The organism is Lactobacillus kullabergensis, assembly GCF_000967195.1.
In the GTDB taxonomy this organism is placed as follows: domain Bacteria; phylum Bacillota; class Bacilli; order Lactobacillales; family Lactobacillaceae; genus Lactobacillus; species Lactobacillus kullabergensis.
Map to the genome: position 1 here is coordinate 840762 of NZ_KQ033871.1, position 17486 is coordinate 858247.

Below are 17486 nucleotides of genomic sequence, written 5' to 3' on the forward strand. Positions count from 1 at the left end.
AAATCTAGTCGCAAACCTGAATTGGTTTGCGATTTTTTCTTTTTGTGTCATTAAAAAATAAATATTTAACTTTTTTGACTAAAAAGTGGTAGGAAGTGGTGAATTGTGGTAAATTATTTAGTGGAAGGGGGCTAAGCCATGTTCATGGGTGAATATCATCACAATCTTGACAGCAAAGGGCGTTTAATTATACCTGCCCGTTTGCGTAGCCAAATAGGTGACAAAATGATATTTACTCGCGGAATGGAAGGCTGCATTTTTGGCTATACTACTGAGGCGTGGCAAAAAATTGAAGCTAAATTAGCGCAACTTCCATTGACTAAGAGAAATGCGCGTAGCTTTACGCGTTTGTTCTACTCTGGTGCGATGGAATGCGAATTTGACAAACAAGGTCGTGTGAATCTGACCACAACGCTGAAGAAACATGCTTCCCTTGTCAAAGAATGTGTCATTGTAGGAGTTTCTGATCGAATTGAAATTTGGTCTAAGGAACGTTGGGAAAGCTTTAGTGATGAAGCCAATGAAAACTATGATGATATCGCAGAAAATTTGGATGAAATTGAACTATAATTATGGAATTCAAACACACCAGTGTACTCTTACACCAAACAATAGATAATTTAAAACTAAAAAATGGTGGTCTTTATGTAGACGCAACTTTTGGCGGTGGCGGTCATGCAAAATATTTATTGAGCAAACTTGCTAGTGGTACCTTAATTGGTTTTGATCAAGACGAATATGCAATAAATTCGGCTAAGTTAAACTTTGCTGATTTACTTGTTCAAAATGCCGATCCTAAATTACAATTGGTACATGATAATTTTAGCCATTTAAAAGAGAATCTGGTTGAGCTGGGTTACCAAAATGGTATAGATGGGATTTACTATGATTTGGGAGTTTCCTCGCCACAATTTGATCAGGCACAAAGGGGTTTTTCTTATCGCTTCGATGCTAGATTGGATATGAGAATGGATCAAGAGCAAAGTCTTGATGCTTATCAATTGGTTAATAACTCAAGCCAAAAAGAATTGGCGAATATTTTGTATAAATTTGGTGGAGAAAAATATTCTCGCCAGATCGCCCATAAAATTGTCCTTAAGAGACAAAAAAAGCCAATTGAGACAACATTTGAACTGGTTGATATAATTAAGGAAGCAATTCCTGCGTTTGCAAGAAGGACTGGTGGGCACCCAGCAAAAAAGACCTTTCAGGCTTTGCGTGTTGCTGTGAATCACGAGCTTGATGTTTTAACTGAATCACTTGAAGAGGCGGTTCACTTGTTAAAACCAGGTGGCCGAATTAGTGTGATTACCTTTCAGTCTGATGAAGACAAAATTGTAAAAAATATTTTTAAAAAATACTCTGAAGTTGATGTACCTAGGGGAATGCCAGTTATTCCTGACAACTTGAAGCCAATGCTTCGTTTAGTTAACCGCAAACCCATTGTTGCCTCACCCGAAGAGCTAAAGAATAATAATCGCTCACACAGTGCAAAGTTGCGAGTCGCAGAAAAATTGTAAAGAGGAAAAACAATGGCTGATAATTTAGCAAGAAAAGTAGAGTTTAATCCTAATGAGCAAAGAGATCCAAAGAAGAGACAACGTCAAGTTCTCAATCATCACAACGTTGCTTGGACCGGCTTTGAAAAGTCCTTGCTTGTATTGGGAACAATAATAACCATTGGCTTAATGACAATGCTAGTTTCTTCCAGTATTTCTGCTACTTCAGCTCAACATGAACTTACCAATGTGCAACGCGCAGTTGCAAAAGGGCAAAGTCAAGTTGGAGATTTGCATCAAGAATTAGGTGAGTTAACCTCAAGCTCTCGTATGAGTAAAATTGCACGTAGCAAGGGGTTAGCTTTGAATGAGAAAAATATTAGGACTATACGCTGATGAAAAAGCATAATAGTAAGATAAGTAACTCTAATTCCAAAGCTCACGGATACCGTTTTACAGTCGGGAGATTTCTCGAGGTAGCTGTTGCTTTGGTTTTTCTCGTATTTATAGGAAGATTTTTATATATTGGCATTTCAAAGACTGTTAATGGACAAAATTTAACTGCTAAAACTGAGCAATTATATATGCGTAATCAGGTATTAAAAGCTAATCGCGGTACGATATATGACCGTAATGGCTTGGCAGTTGCTCAAGATTCTCATTTATATACTATTTATGCTATTTTAGATAAATCTTCTATCAATTATAAAAATAAGCCTGAATATGTTGTTGATAAAAATAAGACTGCTAACAAATTAGCTCAAGTCTTACCTCTTAAAACTGACGAAATTTTAAAATATCTTAATCCTGCACGCCCTGTTTTTCAGGTACAATTTGGTACTGCAGGTTCCAATTTATCAAAACAGCAAAAAGATAAAATTGAAAAGATGAATTTGCCTGGTATTAAATTCTTTGAAACCCAGTCTCGGCTTTATCCTAATGGTAATTTTGCTTCACATGTAATAGGAATGGCTACCCCGGTATATGATAAAAAAACCAAGCAGCAGAATCTTGAAGGTACCATGGGACTTGAAGCATGGTATGATGACGTGCTTACTGGAAAAAACGGTTATCAGGTTTCCGCAGTAGATGCTTCTAATTTTCAGACGCCAAATAGCGCGCATAACTATAAGGCACCAGTCGACGGTAATAATATTTATCTAACCATTGATTCACAATTGCAGGAATACCTTGAAAATAGGCTCTCCTATGTCCAAAATACGTTTAATCCGGTTTCCATGACAGCTGTCGTTGAAGATATTAAAACGGGTAAAGTTTTAGCTGCTTCTCAAAGACCAACTTTTAATCCGCAAACGAAAAAGGGTCTGAAAAACTCATATCGCAACATTTTAGTACAAGATACTTATGAACCGGGCTCTGTTTTTAAAGTTCTAACGCTGTCATCATCTGTAAATAGTGGAAATTATCATCCTAACCAATACTATAATTCAGGATCAGTTTCTGTTAATGGATCTGTAATTCACGATTGGCAGCCTCACGGTTGGGGAAGCATCCCATTTTCACAGGCTTTTCCTCGCTCAAGTAATACTGGCTTTGTTCATATTGAGCAGCAAATGGGTGCCAAGACTTGGAAAAAATATTTGAAAAAATTTCATATTGGCGAAAAAACTGGAGTAACCTTGCCCGGTGAACAACCGGGAACCATAGCATTCAATTCTCCGATTGATCAAGCTGTAACCAGTTTTGGTCAAGGCGTTGATGTCAATGTTATGCAAATGATGCAGGCATTTAGCAGTCTGGCAAATGATGGGCAAATGGTAAAACCGCAATTCGTTGAAAAAATTACGGATGCTGATAATCATACTATCACCGGTTATCAAATTAAAAATGTAGGTCAACCAGTTTACACTAAAGAAACTGCATCTACCGTACTTGAAAATATGCGTCGAGTTTTAAATAAACGCATTGGAACAGGTTCCGCATACCAAATGAAAGGTCAGAGTATTGCCGTTAAAACGGGTACTGCTCAGATTGCTAACCTTAAAGGCGGAGGCTATCTCAAAGGTAACAATAATTACATCTTTTCCGTGGTTGGAGTCACGCCTGCTAAACATCCACGATACTGCATTTATATTACTGTCAAGCAGCCACGTAAAATGAGTAAACCAGCTGAAGTAATACTTTCATCAATTTTTAAACCAATGATGAATAGAGTAATTCTCATGTCTAAAAATGGTCTAAGCAGTTCAACGGCTGTTAAAACACCTAACCTAAAAGGTTTAAACTACAAAAAGGCCGAAAAGGTAGCACAGCGTGTCGGTTTAAGACTTGCTAAGATTGGTACGGGTGATAAAATAACTGAACAATCCTACTCGGCAGGTCAAAGACAACAGTCAGGAAAATTAATGCTTGTTCGTACTGCTGGAAGTATAGAATGTCCAGACATGAAGGGCTGGTCTATTGATGAGTTACACCAATTTGCAGCTTTAACAGGAGTTAAATTACGGATCAAAGGCACAGGAATAGTTTTTAAGCAAGGTCTGGCTACAGGTGAGCCTGTTAAACCGGGTACAAAAATAAAAATACAATTAAAGGAGTAGCATTTTTATGCTGATTATTAGCATTATTGCATTAGTAAGTTCACTAGCGTTGACTGGGATCATTCTGCCTTGGATGATTATTTTCATGAGGACACATCACGAAGGACAAGAAATTCGTGATGAAGGTCCTAAATGGCATGAAAAGAAATCAGGAACACCCACAATGGGTGGGGTAGTCTTTGTTTTGGCAGCTACAGTATCTACCATTTGGGTTAGTATTTGGCAACAGGAAACGTCTAAACTAATTTGGATTTTACTAATCAGTTTGCTTGGCTACGGAATAATCGGCTTTTTAGATGATGGTATTAAACTGTTTTACAAGCGCAATTTAGGTTTGCACGCCTGGCAAAAATTTTCCTTACAAATATTGGTTGCTATTGTGATTGTCTTTATTGCAGCTACAGATAATTTTCAATTTAAACTTTTTATACCATTTTTTGGTATTGTGAACAGTGCGATTTTATTTACCATTTTTGTAATTTTTTGGCTGGTTGGCTTTTCCAATGCTGTTAATCTCTCAGATGGATTAGATGGTCTGGCAACGGGACTTTCAATTATTGCTTATGCTACTTATTCTTATATTGCACTTAAACAAAAGAACTTTGCTATTTTAATTTTTTGTATGAGTGTTATAGGTGGTTTGATTTCATTTTTTATTTTTAATCATAAACCTGCTAAAATTTTTATGGGTGATGCCGGATCCTTGGCATTAGGAGGTGGATTGGCTGCTGTCAGCATCTTTTTAAACAGGCCATGGTCTCTTTTATTAATTGGAATCGTGTTTGTTTGTGAAACTGCAAGTGTAATTCTACAAGTAATCTCTTTTCAAACTACAGGTAAAAGGATTTTTAAAATGACACCAATTCACCATCATTTCGAAATGCTGGGGTATTCTGAATGGAAAGTAGATATTATTTTCTGGATAGTTGGATTGATTGGTAGTTTTTTGTATTTAATAATATGGGGATAAAATTAGGCAAATGAAGCAGATTAAGACTTATCAGAACAAAAACATTTTGGTTTTAGGTCTGGGCAAAAGCGGTTTTGCAGTTAGTAAATTGCTGCTTAAACTTGGTGCAAAGTTGACTTTAAATGATCAGGCTGATTTGAGTAAAAATAAAAATGCACAGGAATTGAAAAAACAGGGAGTCCGCGTGATTGACGGCAGGCATCCAATTGAATTATTAAGTCAAGAAAGTTTTGATTATTTCATAAAAAATCCTGGCATCCCTTATGAAAATCCAATGGTACAAGAGGCTCAAAAACTAAACTTGCCTATTATAACCGAGCCAGAAATTGCATTGAGTGTTAGTGATGCCCCTTATATTTGCGTTACAGGTTCGAATGGGAAAACCACCACAGTAATGCTGACCCAGAAAATTCTTGATCATCATTTGTCTAAAAATGGACATCATGCATACGCAGTAGGGAACATTGGCGTACCTATATCTGAAGTGGTTGAAAAAGCGACCAAGGATGATATTCTAGTCTGCGAAACTTCCAGTTTTCAGTTACTTGGTGTTACAGATATTGATCCTAATGTGGCAGCGATCATTGACATATACCATAATGTTCACTTGGATTATCATAAAACTTTTGAAAATTATGTTAATGCAAAACTGAATGTTACTCGTACGCAGAGTTCAGATCATTATTTTTTGGCCAATTTCGATCAAAAAGATATTTTGAAACAAGAAAGGAAAGTTACAAGAGCAAAATTCGTAACTTTTTCTGAAAATAGTCAAGATGCCGATTATTTTATTGCCGATGGGTATTTACAAAATCAGCACGAAAAAATAATGAAGACATCTGACATGAAATTACCTGGAATTCATAACCAGCAGAACGCCTTAGTTGCTAGTGCAATTGCACAAATAATGGGTGCAGATACCAATGATATTAAAGCCGTTTTAACAACTTTTGCTGGTGCAAAGCACCGCTTGCAATACGTGATGACATTAGAAGGTCGCAAAATATACAACGATTCTAAATCTACAAATATTGAAGCAGCTTCTGTTGCAATTCCTTCTTTTGAAGATCCAGAAGTCTGGATCGCTGGTGGCTTAGATCGAGGATTTACTTTTGATTCTTTAGTACCTTTTTTAAAAAAACACGTTAAAGCGGCCGTTTTATATGGTGAAAGTCGTTATTTATTAGCGGATGCTGCTAGAAAAGCGGGTATTAAACAAATTGTAATTAAAAACACTTTACAGGAAGCAGTTCCTAGCGCATATGAATTAACAAAACCTGGTGACGTATTGTTGTTTTCACCGGCTTGTGCGTCATGGGATCAATTTAGAACATTTGAAGAACGTGGGGACTATTTTGTTAATTTTGTAAAGGAATTGAAGACGAAATAAAATGAGAATAATATTTACTGGTGGAGGAACCGGTGGTCATATTTATCCTATTATGGCTATCATTGAAAGATTAAAAGAGCGCAACATAGCTACAAATGATGAAATTCTGTTTGTAGGTACTAAAAATGGCCTTGAAGCAAAAATTGTTCCAGCGGCTGGCGTAAATTTCAAAACGATTGAAATGCGCGGGTTTTCACGTAAACATATAATGAGTAATTTTGCTACAATTAGGTTGTTTCTTAAAGCTACAAAAAAGGCTCAAAAAATTATTAATGAGTTTAAGCCTGATATTGTAATGGGAACTGGTGGCTATGTGAGTGGTGCTGTAGTTTATGAAGCAGCTAAAATGAAAATACCAACCTTGATTCATGAATCGAATTCGGTTGTTGGAGTTGCTAATAAGTTTTTAGGTCACTATGTAAATAAGATTTGTTATACGTTTGATGACGCAGCTAAACAGTTTTCTGAGAAGAAAAAATTGGTAAAAACTGGGAATCCTCGTTCTCAGCAAGTACTGAACTTATCATCGACAAAAGTTGATATGCAAAGTAAATGGAATCTGAATCCAATAATACCTACAGTATTAGTTTTTGGAGGATCTCGTGGAGCTTTAGCCATCAACAGAATTATGCTTAAGTCACTAACTCGTTTGCAAAAAAAGCCATATCAGATAATTTGGGTAACCGGAACATATTATTTTAAAGAAATCCAAGAAAAACTGGCTAATATAGACTATGGTAAAAGTATTAAAATTTTACCATATGTTAAAGATATGCCTGCACTTTTGCCTAAAATGATTTGTGTAGTTTCACGATCTGGAGCAACCAGCATTGCGGAATTTACAGCTTTAGGTGTTCCCGCCATATTAATTCCCAGCCCGAACGTTACTCATAACCATCAAATGAAAAACGCACTTGATCTGGAAAAAGCAGGCGCTGCGACAGTAATTGCTGAAAGCGACCTTAATATCAATAATTTTATTTCCTCAATTGATCATATCGTTTTAGATCGTAAATATTATACAGAAATGAGTAAAGCTTCAAAGAAATTGGGCGTTCCAGATGCTTCTGACGAAGTAATTAAAGTAATGCAAGATATATCTAAGTAAGAAGAAGGTGAGGCAGTTGACTATGAAGCGAGTAACAAAAATTGATCCAAAAGAAAAATTATCACCTTATTTAGATCACGAATCTAATCAGAAGAAAAAGTTTAAAGCTAAAACAAAAGTCTCTGCCTCTTTGTCAAAGTTACATAATGAACGTAAAACTGCATTATTTAAACGTTTGGGACTTGTTGTGGGAATCTCAGTAGTGTCCATTTTGGGACTAGGTTATTATATTTCCCCTTTAGCAAATGTGAAAAGCATTCAAATAAAAGGTGAAAATGATTTACCAATAAAAGAAGTTGTAAAAACTACTGATATTAAAGCCAGTGATAAAATAATTGACCATCTGTTTAATAAGGACAGTATAGACCATAAACTGTCATCAAGATACTCTGAAATAAAAACCATAAATGTTCATGTTAAAAATTTTAACCATTTGATTCTTAATATTGACGAATACCATACGATTGGTTACATTAAAAATGCCAAAGGATACCGGAAAATACTTACACAAGGCAAATTGGGTTCCCAGATAATTCCGTGGTCAAAGGTGAGTCCGGATAAGCCAGTTTTTGTGGGATATAACCATGAAATATCATTGAAAGAAACTCTTCACTTGTTTAATAGTCTGCCTTCAGATTTTCAAAATCAGATAAAATTGTTAAGCGGCAACACTAGGAGAAAATCACAGGTAATTTTTCTAATGAAAAATGGAAATGTAGTAATTGGTAACGTTTCTACCCTCAAAAGTAAATTAAAGTACTATAATAAAATAAAAACTAAAGTGGGAAAAAATACTTTAATTGATTTGGAAGTAGGTGCGTTTAGCAGGCCGCTTACACCAAGTGAAAAGAAAGCTTATGGTTTAACTTAGGCTGAATTTGAGCTACTTTTATGGTAAAATTTTTGTAAAGAGCACTGACAGGGGGTAAATTTTGGACAATACAAATTTATTAGTGGGCTTAGATATTGGTACCACAAGTGTGAAAGCGGTTGTAGCAGATACAGGTAAAGTTATCGGAGCTGTAGCTGTTCCCAATAGGGGAATGCGCCATGGCAATATAGTTGATATTGATGAGACAGCTGCTGCTATTAGTAGAGCGTTAAAAGAAATAGCTAAAAAGACAAACGCAAAGATTTATCGAGTTGTAACAGGCATACCGGTTGGTATGCTTCAACTTGAAACTGCAAGCGATTTGGTTAATGTAAGCGATAATGGTCAGGAAGTTGGCAACCATGATGTCAGACGTGTAGTACGTGCTGCTATCAGGTCTGCAGTAAAAAACGAACGTGAACCTATTGCTTTTTTGCCAAGCCGCTTTTTAATTGATGGTAAAACGGAAGTCGATGATCCCCGAAAAATGATTGCTCATTCTCTGTCAGTGCAGGGCATCATGCTTACGGCTCCGGCAAGTCCTTTGCATAATATTAAAAAGGCTATAGAGCGAGCAGGTTATTCTAATAACTTTTTTGTTCCAACCCCGCTTGCTATTGCCAGTGTTGCTTTAAATGAAAGTGAGCGACAGTTTGGCTCAATAATCCTTGATTTAGGTGGTGGCGTGACTACTGCCACGGTCATTCACAATAATCAGATTAAATATGCTAATATTGATTTTGAAGGAGGAAGCGATATTAGCAATGACATCTCTGTTGTTCTTAGTACATCAAAAAGGGATGCAGAACAAATAAAACTTGATTATGGCTATGCCGATCCAAATCTAGCTTCTGAAAAAAATAAATTTGCTGTTAATAGCGTAGGTTCAAATGGTCAACAGATGGTTGACGAAAGCTACTTAAGTGAAATTATTAATGCTAGAGTTATGCAGACCATTGACAGAATTGAAAAAGGTTTGGTTAAACATGATGCTTTAAGTTTGCCTGGTGGTGTCATTATCACTGGTGGAAGCAGTCTGTTACAAGGTTTTGATGGCATAATAGCCAATACTTTAAATGTCAAAGCCAGAATCTATCAACCTGACCAAATTGGAATGCGCAATCCAATTTATTCAGCTGCATATGGAGTCGTTAACTATGCATATAAAATGTCTGATATTGACTTTTTAGTAATTAACGCAATATACGGCAAGGATGCACTTGGTCAAGAAGAAGTGACTGTTCAAGAAAAAACAAAAACTTCGAAAAGAACAGCTACTGTTAATGAAAGTAAAAGAAAAGAAGAATATAATAGACGTGAGTTACTGAAACGAGAAAAATCTTCGCAAAGTAAAACGAAAAATAATACGCAAAATAAAGATAAAGGCTTTAAGAACTTCTTCAAAAAGTTCTTTGATTAAAGGTGGTTAATTAGATGGATTTTACGTTCGATTCTGACGACAATAAAAATGCTGTCATCAAAGTTATTGGTGTCGGCGGTGCTGGTGGTAATGCTGTTAATCGAATGATCGATGATGGCGTACAAGGAGTATCTTTTGTAGCTGCTAACACAGATGTACAAGCATTAAATAGTAATAAAGCTGAAAATAAAATTCAGCTGGGGCCAAAGTTGACAAGAGGACTTGGAGCTGGCTCTCATCCCGAGGTAGGTCAAAAAGCTGCTGAAGAAAGTGAGCAGACAATTGAAGATGCGCTAAAGGGTGCAGATATGATTTTCATTACCGCTGGCATGGGTGGCGGTACGGGAACTGGTGCTGCGCCAATTGTAGCCAAAATTGCACGAGAAACTGGTGCATTAACAGTTGGCGTTGTTACTCGTCCTTTTACATTTGAAGGACCCAAAAGGTCTAAAAATGCAGCTGAAGGCATTTCTCAGTTAAAACAGTATGTTGATACGCTTGTTATCATTGCTAATAACCGGTTGCTGGAAATGGTCGATAAAAAGACTCCTATGATGGATGCCTTTAAAGAAGCAGATAATGTTTTAAAACAGGGTGTTCAAGGTATTTCTGATTTAATCACTTCAACCGACTATGTTAACTTGGATTTTGCTGATGTTAAAACTGTTATGGCAAACCAAGGTGCTGCTTTAATGGGAATTGGTCGTGCAAGTGGGGAGAACCGGACTGTTGAAGCAACTAAACTGGCAATTTCTTCACCGTTGCTTGAGGTTTCAATTGATGGCGCTAAGCAGGTTCTCCTGAATATCACCGGTGGACCTGATTTGACTTTATTTGAAGCACAAGATGCTTCTGAAATTGTTTCAAAGGCTGCAGGCGATGATGTTAATATCATTTTTGGTACGTCCATTAATCCTAATTTAGGAGATGAGGTTGTTGTCACTGTTATAGCTACAGGAATAAATTCACAAGCAGAAGAGGAAGCATCTAAACAGCTTCCTGGTCACAGTCACCAGATAAAGTCACAACCTAGTCAAACCAATTCCTCTGGGCAAACTACAAATTCGGTTGAGAGACCTGTTGAGCCCAGACCTTCAACTGATGATGGCTCGCAAACTGTTCAGACTGCTCCAAAACATAAACCTATGGTCGATCCAACAAGTGTATGGGGTTTGGATAACGATGATGAAGGAAATCGTCGCTCAACACCATCTGCCACAAATCAGGAGGAAAGATCGAGCTCGTTTGATGACGACGATCAAAGCAGTATTTCACAAATCGAAACCAACGCTTTTGATGACGATGATACTGATGATATTCCATTTTTCAGGCATCGTGGTGAAAACTAATAGGAGGCAAGAAAAATGGCTTTTAGTAAAATAGGTAAATTTTTCGGTGTTGCAAATGATGACGATGAAATGCTGGATGATGAATATGCAGAAGACCAACAATTAAATAATGAGGACAATTATTCTGCTAGTGCTGTTGATCGTGACAATGTAGTTTCGATAAAATCCGGTATGAATGCGGCAAAGAGCAAAATTGTTCTTTACGAGCCACGTGTTTATTCTGATGCCAAGGATGTTGCACAAAACTTGTTGAATAACAAAGCAGTGATTATTAATTTTAGCAGGATGGAAGATGCTTCTGCTAGGAGAGTTGTTGATTTTATCACGGGGACAGTTTATGCCCTGAATGGTGAAATTCAACGTATCGGCGATAAAATATTTCTGGCAACACCTCCTAAATTCGTTACTAATGGCAAAATTAGTGACTTAGTTGATAAGAAAGATACTTTAAGTTAATGGCAGCAAATATCATATATTACGGTATTAATATTCTTGATTATATAATATGGATCTACAGCATTATTATGGTAATTGATGCAATTTTAAGTTGGATTCCTTTTTTACGTGATTCAAGTCTCAGTCGTATAATTAATCTGATAATTGATCCTTATTTAAACCTTTTCCGTAAGGGACCGATTTTAAGACTCTCTAATGCCACCGGGTTGGATATTTCATTTCTAATTGGCTTACTTTTACTTTATTTTGTGCAAAATTATGTCTTAAGATGGATCGCAAACATTTTATTTAGATTGTTTGTTTAATTTTTATAAAGAGCTGATGAATTTCATGATTTGTCAGCCTTTTATTTTTTTGAATAATGCAAATAGTTTTCTTTGTTAAATGAATGTCTTTTAAAGTTCATGCTATAATAATTTTAGAAAAGACCAATGTGTCTTTTTACCTTCATTAACAGGGGGCATTGTGTGAACACAAAAAACATAGCAAAACGAAGTGCTTATGCTAAGAATGTTTTATTTAAAGGTGATTTATCTGATCGGAAAATAGTAGATAAGATGACTGGACTCATAAATAACGCTCTTGACAAGCATGAAGAAGTTTTAACAGATTTTCTGAATCCTGGAGAAAGGGATATTCTTAAAAAAATAGCTGGTGCTGAAGTTTGTTTGCAGAGCTTTGGTGGGCATTTAAATGCTGAAAAGAAAAGAGTTTTTATAACTGAAGACTGGGATAATATTGCGCCTCTTGCATATCAGGTTACTGTTTTTAATATTGAGTATCCTCAGAAATTTACTTCTTTGTCACATAGTGCAATATTAGGAAGCCTAGCTAATGCAGGTATAGAAACCTCAACATTTGGCGACATTATTACTGATGGCAATGGCAAGTGGCAATTTTTTGCTAAGAGCGAACTAACAGATTTTTTTCAACATGAAATCACCTATATAGGTAGGACAAAGGTAAGAATAAGACCTAGTCTAAATCAGAAAGTAATAGCAGTTGATGATGAAAGTGAACTGTTAAGTGCAATTGTTTCTTCACTGAGGCTGGATGCAGTTTTAGCTTCAATCACAAATGATAGCAGGCAGAAAGTAAAAACATGTATATCAGATAATTTAGTTAAATTAAATTGGCATAGTGTCAAAGATTTTAATATAATGGTTAATGAAAATGATGTCCTAAGTTTAAGACATTTTGGCAGATGTGAAATTAAAGATATATCAAGGACACGAAAAGGCAAGTATAAGGTGGTGTATAAGCTATGGCAGACGAAAAAAAGGAATCGCAGAAATTGACTCCGCTTGAAATTCATAATAAAGAATTCAAAAAGAGAGGTTTAAGTGGCTATGATAGGCGCGAAGTAGACAGTTTTCTCGACCAAATAATCAATGATTATGGTGACGCGTTGGATCAAACGGTTGACTTGAAGAATGAAATTGTGCATTTGCAAGAACAGGTTTCAGATTTACAAAAACAAGTTAAACAGTACAAGCAGAATGAAGATGCTACGAAAGAAGCTGTAGGTAACGCTAAAATTCAGGCAGAAAGAATTATCAATGATGCTACAGTTCAAGCCAATAATACTACTGAACAAGCAAAAATTGATACTGATTATCAACGTCAGCAACTTGAAACTATTAAATCTGACTATGAACGTGTGAAAAAGGAAGCTTCAGGTTATCGCTCTTATATTCAAGATCTTTTACAAAAAGCAATTGAAAATCTTAATGATGAAAATTGGCAAAAAGCACTCGATAAATATTTCGATACTGAACGATTTTATCCCCCAGATGGTGCTGAACCAATAATGTTAACTGATGAAGACGAAGATGTCGATGAAGACGATGATGATGAAGATATCGACGAAGATGAAGAAGTAGAGGTTGACAATGGCATTGATGATGAAGTAAACTTTGAACAAGACACTGAAGAAGATAATAATAGTCCTAAACCAATGACTGGTGACAGTCCTAGTGTTGAAACTGTTAATAACGAAGATACTAGTTCTAATAATGGCTCTGGTACTACTGTTATTTTCCCAGATGACTATAAAAATCATTAATAACAAACTGACAGTAAAACTTGAGAGCAATTCAGCGAATTAGCGGTGGTGTGAGACTAATATAAGAGCTTAATGGTTGATCAGCTGTTAGGATTGGTTTGTTACGTTAGTTGCACGATACGCAATCGTTAAGTGGAGTTTAACAACTCAATTTAGGTGGTACCACGATATTAACCTCGCCCTAATCTTAGGACGAGGATTTTTTTATAGGGAGGATTAAAAAATGAGAGTGAAAAATACACTTAATATGGGTAAAACCAAATTTAAGATGCGGGGCAATTTGCCAGTTCGCGAAGCGCAATGGCAAAAAGAGTGGGAAGAAAACAAATTATATGAACAAAGATTAAAACTGAATAAAGGAAAGCCGAGATTTGATTTACATGATGGTCCTCCTTTTGCAAACGGTAATATTCACATTGGCCACGCTATGAACAAAGTTTCAAAAGACATAATTGTTCGTTTTAAAAATATGAACGGCTATTATGCTCCCTATGTTCCTGGTTGGGATACTCATGGTTTACCAATTGAACAGCAATTAACCAAACAAGGCGTTGATCGCAAAAAGATGAATCTTGCGGATTACCGTCAGCTTTGTCAAGATTTTGCTAGTAAAGAAGTTAAAAAGCAAATGACTGACTTTAAGCGTTTGGGAGTAATGGGAGACTGGGACCACCCATATATTACTTATCAACCTGAATATGAAGCTGAAGAAATTCGTGTCTTTGGTAAAATGTATGAAAAGGGTTATATCTATAAAGGTAAGAAACCTGTTTATTGGTCACCTTCAAGTGAATCAACATTGGCAGAAGCTGAGGTTGAATATCATGATATTAAGTCACCTTCGATTTATGTTTCATTTCCTGTAAAAGACGGTAAGGGCATTTTAGATCCGAAAAATACATATTTCTTAATTTGGACAACTACACCTTGGACCATCCCTACTAATCAGGGTATTACAGTAAATCCAGGGTTTGATTACTCTGTAGCTCAGGTCGGTGATAAGCGTTACGTTGTTGGAACTGAACGTTTAGAAGCTGTTGCTGAAGAATTAGGTTGGAAGGACTATGAAGTAGTTCAACATCTTAAGGGTACTGAAATGGACCATATGGTTGCCAAACATCCTTTATACGATCGTGATTCTATTTTGATGAATGCAATGCACGTTACTGCTAGTGATGGTACTGGACTAGTTCATACGGCTTCTGGTTTTGGTGAAGATGACTATAATGTTGCTCAAAAATATGGTATTCCTGTGTACAGCCCAATGGACGACAAAGGTTGTTTCACTGAAGATATTAACGATCCAGATTTAGTAGGGCTGTTTTATGATGATGCCAATAAAGTCGTCAGTGAAAAATTAAAGAAATCAGGCAATTTACTTAAGCTTAGCTTCTTTACTCACTCTTATCCTCATGATTGGCGTACAAAGAAACCTGTGATTTATCGAGCTACTACACAATGGTTTGCTTCAGTTGAAAAGTTCCGCCAACAGATTCTTGATCAAATTGATAAGGTTAAATTCACGCCATCCTGGGGTCAATTGCGCTTGCACAATATGATTAAGGATCGTGGTGATTGGGTAATCTCAAGACAACGTGCTTGGGGAGTTCCATTGCCAATCTTTTATGCAGAAGATGGTACTGCGATTGTCACACCAGAAACTATTGAACATATTGCACAGATTTTTGCCAAAGAGGGGTCAAATGCCTGGTATAGAAGAAGTGCTAAGGAATTGTTGCCAGACGGATTTACTTCTGAGCATTCACCAAATGGTAAATTTACAAAGGAAAAAGATATTTTAGATGTTTGGTTTGATTCCGGATCATCTCATCAAGCTGTTATGGCTAAAAGACCAGATTTGAATTTCCCGTGTGATCTATATCTTGAGGGCAGTGATCAGTACCGTGGCTGGTTCAATTCAAGTCTGATTACAGCTGTAGCTGCAACGGGTAAAGCACCTTATCGCGGTATTTTGTCTCAGGGCTTTGTTTTAGATGAAAAAGGACATAAAATGTCTAAGTCGTTAGGTAATGTAATTTCACCTAACGATGTCATCAAACAAATGGGAGCAGAAATTATTCGCTTGTGGGTAGTTTCCGTAGACACTACTTCTGATGTTGCTGTTTCACAAAATATTTTGCGCCAAACTTCTGAGAGTTATCGTAAAATAAGAAATACTTTCCGCTATATGTTGGCTAATACTTCTGATTTTGACCCGCAAACAAATAGAGTCGCTTATGAAGATCTAAACTCCATTGACCAATATATGGAAGTTAAACTCAACGATTTGGTTAAAATTTGTCTTGACAGTTATGAGCGTTACGATTTTAATAATGTTTATAAAAAGATTTTTGCATTCATTTCTAATGATCTTTCAGCATTTTATCTGGACTTTGCCAAAGATGTTCTTTACATTGAAAGTAAAAACAGTCATGCAAGAAGGTCAATGCAAACAGTAATTTATGATGCGGCAGTTAAGTTGGCTAAGGTTTTGACCCCTGTCTTGCCACATACTATGGAGGAAGTTTGGTCTTTCTTAAAGGAAAAGGAAGATTACGTCCAACTTGCCGAAATGCCTGGAATTGAGCATTATGCAAATCATGATGAGCTCCTTGACAACTGGAAGAAATTTATGAATTTCCGCGATGATGTTTTAAAAGTCTTAGAAGAAGCGCGTGATCAAAAGTTAATCGGTAAATCTTTTGAAGCAGCAGTTACAGTTTATCCAACTGATGAGATGAGAGCAGTTTTAGCCAATCTGGATGCAAACTTTAGGCAAATTTTAATAGTTTCTAAGTTAACTATTGCTGACGGTGAAGCACCTGAAAATGCCGAAAAATTACCAAATGGTGCATTTGTCGTTGAACACGCTGATGGCGATGTTTGTCCTCGGTGTCGTATGATCAGAACCGATGTTGGAGCTGATAGCGAAGTACCAATGCTTTGCGGCAGATGTGCTAAAATTATTGAAGAAGATTATCCTGAAGCTGTACAAGAAGGTTTAGAAGAATAATGCGTTACGGTAAGGTAAAGCAGTTTGATCAAAACAGTAGTTTTGGTTTCATCACTGACGATGAAAATCAGAAGGCGTACTTTGTCTTTTATACTGCTATTAAAGAAGAAGGATATCGTCGCTTGCGTGTCGGACAAAAAGTTAAATATCAGCTCGCTCAAGGAAAAAATGGATTGCAATGTGTTAATGTATATTTAGCTGATTAGCAGGAAAGTGAATAATGGATTTAACAGAAACTGAAATCTCTTCAAAACAAATTTTTACAGGTCGTATAGTTGATCTTTCAGTGAGAACGATCAAATTGCCTAATGGTGATACTGCTACAAGGGAAGTAGTAAAACATCAACCTGCATCAGCTGCTATAGCTGTGAATGATAAGCAGGAAATGCTGTTAGTTGAACAATGGCGTGAGCCTATCAAAGAGTTGACTTTAGAAATTCCAGCAGGTTTAATAGACGAAACTGATGCTAGTCCACTTGATGCAATGAAAAGAGAGTTAAATGAAGAGGGCGGTTATCGTGCTGATTACTGGGAAAAAATAACTGAGTTTTATTCATCTCCCGGTTTTACTAATGAGAAGCTCTACTTATTTTATTGCGACACATTAACTAAATTGACTGATAAAAAGGATCTTGATCCTGATGAGTTTTTAACTAGTCATTGGTTTAGTTTGGAAGAGTTGAAAAGACTTTCGGCACAGGGTAAAATCGTTGATGCCAAGACATTATATGCAATGAGTGTTTGGGAAAACATGCTGCTCACCGGTGCTGACGCAAAGGAATAA

The 17486-nt window shown here is 36.5% G+C and carries 17 protein-coding genes; all 17 read left to right on the top strand.

Annotated elements, in window-relative coordinates:
* The first annotated feature begins 138 nt into the window (after positions 1-138).
* The 17 genes from mraZ (at position 139) to JF76_RS04560 (ending at position 17486) form a co-directional block, all read left to right on the top strand.
* Positions 139-570 carry a division/cell wall cluster transcriptional repressor MraZ gene (gene mraZ, locus JF76_RS04480; RefSeq protein WP_045927989.1) on the top strand — a complete coding sequence of 144 codons (432 nt, stop codon included), beginning with the start codon at positions 139-141 and terminating at the stop codon, positions 568-570.
* Positions 571-572: 2 nt separating this feature from the next.
* Positions 573-1520: a 16S rRNA (cytosine(1402)-N(4))-methyltransferase RsmH gene (gene rsmH, locus JF76_RS04485; RefSeq protein WP_045927990.1), complete on the top strand. Its 948-nt coding sequence runs from the start codon at positions 573-575 to the stop codon at positions 1518-1520.
* 12 nt (positions 1521-1532) lie between these two features.
* Complete coding sequence (gene ftsL / locus JF76_RS04490) at positions 1533-1895, top strand: cell division protein FtsL (protein ID WP_045927991.1); 363 nt, start codon at positions 1533-1535, stop codon at positions 1893-1895.
* Positions 1895-4060 (top strand): penicillin-binding protein, encoded by a 2166-nt coding sequence (locus JF76_RS04495; protein ID WP_045927992.1) that lies wholly within the window; start codon positions 1895-1897, stop codon positions 4058-4060. Before ftsL ends, JF76_RS04495 begins: the two co-directional genes overlap by 1 nt.
* 7 nt (positions 4061-4067) lie before the next feature.
* Positions 4068-5030 (top strand): phospho-N-acetylmuramoyl-pentapeptide-transferase, encoded by a 963-nt coding sequence (mraY, locus tag JF76_RS04500; protein WP_370448893.1) that lies wholly within the window; start codon positions 4068-4070, stop codon positions 5028-5030.
* Positions 5031-5040: 10 nt separating this feature from the next.
* Positions 5041-6420, top strand: a complete 1380-nt coding sequence (gene murD, locus JF76_RS04505; protein WP_045927994.1) for a UDP-N-acetylmuramoyl-L-alanine--D-glutamate ligase — start codon at positions 5041-5043, stop codon at positions 6418-6420.
* Position 6421: 1 nt separating this feature from the next.
* Entirely contained in the window at positions 6422-7528 is a 1107-nt protein-coding gene (gene murG, locus JF76_RS04510) for an undecaprenyldiphospho-muramoylpentapeptide beta-N-acetylglucosaminyltransferase (protein ID WP_045927995.1), read from the top strand.
* A 16-nt stretch (positions 7529-7544) separates the two neighbouring features.
* Positions 7545-8399 (top strand): cell division protein FtsQ/DivIB, encoded by an 855-nt coding sequence (locus tag JF76_RS04515; protein ID WP_156962757.1) that lies wholly within the window; start codon positions 7545-7547, stop codon positions 8397-8399.
* A 61-nt stretch (positions 8400-8460) separates the two neighbouring features.
* Complete coding sequence (ftsA, locus tag JF76_RS04520; RefSeq protein WP_045927997.1) at positions 8461-9819, top strand: cell division protein FtsA; 1359 nt, start codon at positions 8461-8463, stop codon at positions 9817-9819.
* Between the two features lie 14 nt (positions 9820-9833).
* A complete protein-coding gene (gene ftsZ, locus JF76_RS04525; RefSeq protein ID WP_045927998.1) occupies positions 9834-11168 on the top strand; it encodes a cell division protein FtsZ in 1335 nt (444 codons plus the stop codon).
* Between the two features lie 15 nt (positions 11169-11183).
* Complete coding sequence (locus JF76_RS04530) at positions 11184-11624, top strand: cell division protein SepF (protein WP_045927999.1); 441 nt, start codon at positions 11184-11186, stop codon at positions 11622-11624.
* Positions 11624-11929: a YggT family protein gene (locus tag JF76_RS04535; RefSeq protein WP_045928000.1), complete on the top strand. Its 306-nt coding sequence runs from the start codon at positions 11624-11626 to the stop codon at positions 11927-11929. The genes JF76_RS04530 and JF76_RS04535 overlap by 1 nt, the downstream gene beginning before the upstream one ends.
* A gap of 177 nt (positions 11930-12106) precedes the next feature.
* Positions 12107-12922, top strand: coding sequence for a YlmH family RNA-binding protein (locus JF76_RS04540; protein ID WP_045928936.1), 816 nt, complete (start codon positions 12107-12109; stop codon positions 12920-12922).
* Positions 12889-13689: a DivIVA domain-containing protein gene (locus tag JF76_RS04545; protein WP_045928001.1), complete on the top strand. Its 801-nt coding sequence runs from the start codon at positions 12889-12891 to the stop codon at positions 13687-13689. Before JF76_RS04540 ends, JF76_RS04545 begins: the two co-directional genes overlap by 34 nt.
* A gap of 223 nt (positions 13690-13912) precedes the next feature.
* Positions 13913-16702 carry an isoleucine--tRNA ligase gene (ileS, locus tag JF76_RS04550; protein WP_045928002.1) on the top strand — a complete coding sequence of 930 codons (2790 nt, stop codon included), beginning with the start codon at positions 13913-13915 and terminating at the stop codon, positions 16700-16702.
* The gene (locus JF76_RS04555) at positions 16702-16908 is read left to right on the top strand and encodes a cold-shock protein (protein WP_045928003.1); all 207 of its coding nucleotides are present in this window, start codon (positions 16702-16704) and stop codon (positions 16906-16908) included. Before ileS ends, JF76_RS04555 begins: the two co-directional genes overlap by 1 nt.
* Before the next feature lie 14 nt (positions 16909-16922).
* Entirely contained in the window at positions 16923-17486 is a 564-nt protein-coding gene (locus JF76_RS04560; protein WP_045928004.1) for an NUDIX hydrolase, read from the top strand.